The organism is Mycobacterium sp., assembly GCF_052144515.1.
Taxonomy (GTDB): Bacteria; Actinomycetota; Actinomycetes; order Mycobacteriales; family Mycobacteriaceae; genus Mycobacterium.
Map to the genome: position 1 here is coordinate 1 of NZ_JBKQQD010000230.1, position 5,562 is coordinate 5,562.

The 5,562-nt window shown below is 62.7% G+C and carries 5 protein-coding genes and 1 pseudogene; 4 read left to right on the forward strand and 2 right to left on the reverse strand.

The genetic code is table 11. From position 1 onward, the window contains the following. The 4 genes and pseudogenes from ACLP9N_RS16180 to ACLP9N_RS16195 form a co-directional block, all read left to right on the forward strand. On the forward strand, positions 1 to 195 hold a 195-nt coding region (locus tag ACLP9N_RS16180), incomplete at its 5' end, for a hypothetical protein (protein WP_442408375.1). Positions 196 to 638: 443 nt separating this feature from the next. Beyond that, complete coding sequence (locus ACLP9N_RS16185; protein ID WP_442408376.1) at positions 639 to 1,853, forward strand: IS110 family transposase; 1,215 nt, start codon at positions 639 to 641, stop codon at positions 1,851 to 1,853. A 100-nt stretch (positions 1,854 to 1,953) separates the two neighbouring features. Beyond that, positions 1,954 to 2,122, forward strand: a pseudogene (locus tag ACLP9N_RS16190) (glucose-6-phosphate dehydrogenase (coenzyme-F420)); the annotation flags it as partial. 175 nt (positions 2,123 to 2,297) lie between these two features. After that, a complete protein-coding gene (locus tag ACLP9N_RS16195; protein WP_442408377.1) occupies positions 2,298 to 2,981 on the forward strand; it encodes an SDR family oxidoreductase in 684 nt (227 codons plus the stop codon). Positions 2,982 to 3,350: 369 nt separating this feature from the next. Here ACLP9N_RS16195 and ACLP9N_RS16200 read toward each other — a convergent pair whose 3' ends face one another. Next, positions 3,351 to 3,827, reverse strand: a complete 477-nt coding sequence (locus ACLP9N_RS16200; RefSeq protein ID WP_442408378.1) for a DUF309 domain-containing protein — start codon at positions 3,825 to 3,827, stop codon at positions 3,351 to 3,353. 498 nt (positions 3,828 to 4,325) lie between these two features. Beyond that, on the reverse strand, positions 4,326 to 4,679 hold the full coding sequence (locus ACLP9N_RS16205) for a hypothetical protein (RefSeq protein WP_424074251.1): 354 nt from the start codon (positions 4,677 to 4,679) through the stop codon (positions 4,326 to 4,328). Positions 4,680 to 5,562: the final 883 nt, after the last annotated feature.

Below are 5,562 nucleotides of genomic sequence, written 5' to 3' on the forward strand. Positions count from 1 at the left end.
CAGGACACCGAGTCGGGGTTTTACCCGGACTGCTGGGCGACCTTCGAACTGATCTGGTCGGCGACGTCACTCTTGGCCACGATGGTGGCGGCCCCGGTCGACGCCGGTATCCGCGCGTCCAGGGAAATGCGTAACGCTTATTCGCCACGGCATCGCGACCGACTAAGTTCGCCGGCGGCGCTGTGTGTCACGTGACGTTTCACAACGCATCATGAAGCCCGTCAAGCCGACCTCGATCGTCTCCGAAATCGCGGACAACCGTATGGCTCGAGGATCCGCCACGAAGATGAGAAAAACCGCTCCGCCATTTTAATGAGAATTCTGCAAACCTGCAGGTAGGGGAGTCGGTATCTGCCACACACGGGTGAGAACCTAATGGGAACGGATCGGCGTGCCGTTGACGGCTTCGTGGCTGGTTTGCGGGGAGGCTGATCACCGAGCCGCCGGCTGGTGAGCACTGGTGAGAACCTGTGGCGTTGGTCGACTTCTAGCTGTAGAGGGTGCCCCGGCCGGTTGGTGAGGCCGCCTGTAGCGAAGATGGGATGTCGTGCCGGTACGAGCACTGGTCCATTAGGTCGCCGCCGGGTGTCCTTCGGCTCTGAATAGGTTGCACGACAACATAGTTAGGAGGCAGATGGATGATCTTCGTCGGAGACGACTGGGCCGAGGATCACCACGACGTTTACGTAATGGACGCTGACGGCGCGCGGCGGGCTACGCGGCGGCTACCCGAAGGGTTGGCCGGTATTGCGGCGCTGCATGAGGTCATCGCCGACCACGCCATCGAGCCCGGCGACGTGGTGATCGGTATCGAAACCGATCGCGGCCTATGGGTGCAAGCGTTGGGTGCGGCGGGGTATCAGGTGTTCGCGATCAATCCGCTGGCGGTCGCCCGCTACCGTGAGCGCCACCAGGTGTCCGGGGCGAAATCTGATGCCGGCGACGCCAAGGTATTGGCGGATTTGGTCCGCACCGACCGGCATAACCATCGCGCACTGGCGGGAGACAGCCCCGAGGCCGAGGCGATCAAGGTCCTCGCCCGAGCACACCAGAACCTGATCTGGGCGCGCACCCGGCACACCAACGCCCTGCGCAGTGCGCTGCGGGAGTACTACCCGGCAGCCTTGGAGGCCTTCGACGATCTCGCCTCCCGCGACGCCCTGGCCGTTCTGGGTCGCGCCCCTACACCAGCCGACGCCACCCGCCTGAGCCTGGCCAAGATCCGGTCAGCCCTCAAACACGCTGGGCGACAACGCAACATCGACGCCCGTGCCCAGGAGATCGCGGCGGCGCTACGTACCGAACAGCTCACCGCTCCCGCGCGGCTCACCGCAGCGTTCGCCGCGACTACCCGTGCCGCGGTGGGCATCATCATCGAGCTCAACCGCCAGATCAGCGACCTTGAGGCCGAACTGGCCACACATTTTGAGGCACACCCGGACGCCAACATCTACCTCTCCCTGCCAGGACTTGGTGTCATCCTCGGCGCCCGGGTGCTCGGTGAGTTCGGGGACGACCCGAACCGATACACCACCGCCAAGTCTCGCAAAAACTACGCCGGAACCTCACCATTGACCGTCGCCTCGGGTAAGAAACGCGCCGTCCTGGCCCGCCGTGTCCGCAATCGACGGCTTTATAACGCTCTCGACCAATGGGCACTCGGCGCCATCAACACCAGCCCAGGTGCCCGCGCGTTCTACGACCAACACCGCGCCTCCGGGGACCTCCACCACCAAGCCCTACGCGCCCTCGGTAATCGACTCGTCGGCATCCTGCACGGCTGCCTCCGCCACCACACCCACTACAGCGAACACACCGCGTGGGCACACCGTCATACCACCCAAGCCGCTTGACGTGTTACGCCCCTGGGATGTCTACATCTAGGGACGACGACGACAACAACGACGACGACGCGAGACTGTAGGTGCGTAGCAGTTCGCCCCGCGTGAGCTCATGGAGCTGGCCGTGGAGGCCGAGGCGCACGGCATGGACAGTGCGGCGGTGAGCGATCACTTCCAGCCCTGCCGCCAGGGGGCGGGCACGCGCCGTTCTCGCTGGCCCGGAGGACCGCTGTCGGTGAGCGCACCAGCTGCTGCTGGGAACCTCAGTGCTGACGCCGACGTCGACGCGGCCATTTCAGGTCATGACGAGGCAGCGAGCGCCACGTGACCCGAACCTCCACCTCGGACTAAGCGTGCATCTTCAGCGAGGACGCAGAGCACTACCATCCCTGCGATCATTACGAAACAATGCGTGTTGAGAACATCTCGGTCCTCGACTACTCGAAGGAGACTACGATGAGCAACGACCAGATCACCGCTCTGGTCACTGGCGCCAACCGGGGACTAGGTAAGCGGTTCGCAACCCAACTCATCGAGCGGGGAGCGAAGGTCTACGCCGCCGCGCGCCGACCCGAAACGATCGACGTGTCCGGCGTCGAACCCATCCAACTGGACATCACCGACCCGGCCTCAGTGCGCCGCGCCGCGGACGTGGCCAGCGACGTTACCGTGCTCGTCAACAATGCGGGTACCGCAACGCGCGCGTCAGTGCTGTCCGGGGCGTTCGAGGACGTCCGGCTGGAGATGGAGACGCACTACTTCGGCACGCTGAATGTCATCCGCACCTTCGCCCCGATCATCGAAGGCAACGGCGGGGGAGCGATCCTCAACATGCTGTCGGTGTTGTCCTGGCTGCATGATCCGACCTCCGGCGCCTATTCGGCAGCCAAGGCGGCCGAGTGGGCGATGACCGACGCAATCAGGCAGGAACTTGCGCCTCGCGGCATCCACGTCACCGCCGTGCACGTCGGCTACATAGACACCGACATGGCCGCCTTCGCGCCTGCAGATCAAAAGAGCGATCCCGCGGTCGTCGCCCGACTCGCGCTGGACGGCTTGTTCGCCGGCGAGCCGGAGATCCTCGCCGACGACCTAACACGCGCGACGAAGGCGCATCTGTCCGGCGGTATGCAGCGGTAACTCCGCCCGGCCGGCTTTACGGTCGCGCTGGACGTTATCTTTCGTCGGCGGCGCGGTCCAGTTCTCATTTGCGATGTCCACTGGATGTCCACTGTGGACAAGAAAGTGAGAATCATTGTGTTGGTGTCAAACTCGCTCGCACTAGCTCGCCGATCGGCAAAAGACTGTGGCCCGCAGCAACTCTCACCTTCTCAAATCTGATGTCACCTAGATGTCACTGAATTCTCAAACCGTGTCACCAAATCGATAAAGACGGACGCGGTTAGCGTTGTTGTTGAGCCGACCGGGAATTCGGCCTGTTGCGCATCGACCCATGGCATCTCTAGCTGGTTTGAGGCATAAGTTTGCACGGCGGATCTGGCGGGCTCGCTAGGGTTTCGTCAGCGCCGGGCGCAGGCGCGGCGGTGAGATCTCGGCGCACGCGGCAAGGTCCTCGATCAGCGCAGCGGCCCAGCCGACTAGACCGTCGACGTCTACGAAGTGCGGCGCCGGATGATCCACCTCGCCAAGGCGACCGGACCCGCGCCGAAGCAGCGTGGTCGCACCGTCGCGGTTGCCGCGCTGGACGTGGGTGATGCCGACTGCGAGTTGGGCCAGGCCTTGCCACAGCGGTCTCTCGTCGTCCGGGCCGTTCTTCCACGCGGCCTCGAGCACCTCGTGCGCGTTGAACGCCAAGCCCCGGTTCAACAGATCCTGGGCGTAGGCGAGGGATTCGGACGGTGACAGTTCGAGATCGTCTGGGATGCGGGGCACGCCCTCGCTGCCCGGCGGAAGGAGTCGGCCCAGGGCGTCGCGGGCTCGAGCGTTGCGAGGCCGGCCGGATTCGTCGCGATCGCGTTCGGCCATGTGCTCATTAGACCGGTAGCGATACTGGGTCGTCCGATCGCGCCCGCCAATTCGGATCTCACCTTCGCCGACTGCGGTGTCGCGCGGTCGAGTGAGCATCATCGCGTCCCAGCGTCGGTTCGATGCGACAGCCGACGTCGTGCCCGTTGCTTGCATTCCACGACCGTCAGCTCCTGGACAGCAAGGGGAGTGGTGGATAACAGCGGTTATCCATGATTAATGCCGCATATTGCCTATCTCGTTGTGCAGCACAATATTTTGTCGTCGTGCTGTAGGGCCGACCATTTCGCGCTCGCTTGGATTCGAGGCTCTCCCAACCAGTTTCGGGGTAGTCCGTTCAGCACCTAAACGCAGCCTTCCTGATTCATCGGATGAATCAGTTCCGACCGAAATTCATCGCTCATTCCGGCGCGAACCGGTAGTAGTGCATGCTCGACGATCACCAAGCAACGGTAGACGCGGTGCTGCGGGGTCGTGGTTGGTTTCGGAGCCCGCGGGTCAGGTCGGAGGCAGAGCCCGCCGCCATTCGTTGTGGACGTCCCAGCCGTCCACCACCTCCACCAATGCCATGATTCCAGTGGGATAAACGAGGGACACCAGCCAACGGCGCGAGCTGCCTTCACTAACGGAAAACCCCGCTTTCAGAAATTGCTTTAGCCACTTGATCTTCAGCTGATCACGCCGGAAATCAAACGCCGCAACCGCCTCGCCTGCTTGAAGCCGAGACCTGAGATCTGAAATCCCCAAGGCCTTCTCGACCCACTTCGAGTACTCCTTGACTGTGCAGCGCAAATTGTCATCGGTGAGTTCGAGCGCGGCTCGCGTTGAGATCGGGTTGAGGCGGTTCTCCACCAAGTAGACCTCGGCGCGTGGTGGTGGAGACAGGGTCATATCAGGGCTTTGGTTGGTCGTCGACCTTGATGTCGAATTTGACGTTGCGGGGGTCCCACTGGTGACAGCCACATTGACGCCGTAGGTCTGACCGGCATCCGCGAGTTCGTATTGAACCCGAACGCACGAGAAGAGCCGGTGCGGCCTCGGACGCAATGTGTGTCGAACACGAAGCGGCCACCAAGACGCAACCAAGAAACGGCATCCGAATCAGATGCCATGACGACGATCTGCGTTTCGAAACGATCATCGCCAGCAAGTCTACGACGCCCGCCATCCAGTCCCGTCCGACGAGCGTGCCAAGCGAGGCCCGCCATGCGTTGACGTAAGCCTGCACCTATAGGGCCACCAGTACTCGCCGACGGACGCGCGTTCACTACGCCCACGATACTTTCACCAGCAAACGCCCGCCGATCATGAGGCCTGTTGTCTGACGTGTGTCAACGTGGGTGCCCGACGCCGCAACCGGTTCCGGTCAGTGCTAGTAGCGCTGCCCTCTACCGTGTTCGACTCGAGCCCGGTTGGCGGTCCGAATACGCCAGAATCGAATATGCGGCTTTACCGGTAATGCTTGCTGAAGCCGTTCTCGAACAACCTGATTCAGACACGCCAGTTCGCAGCGGAGAAGTTCGTCTACCAGCTTAGGAACTAGCGCACGGCCAACTTCAGTCGCTGTCACCCGCCGCAACGCCGTCCTTGTGGGAGGGCGCCGCCCGCCGACAGCCGGGCATGCCGAAGTGACCCCAGATGCAGCGGCTCAAGAAATGACACGAGTTTGAGACAAAACGCAGATGACATTACGTGAGACAACTCGCATCGCCGAAGGTCAGCGGATCGCTAAATG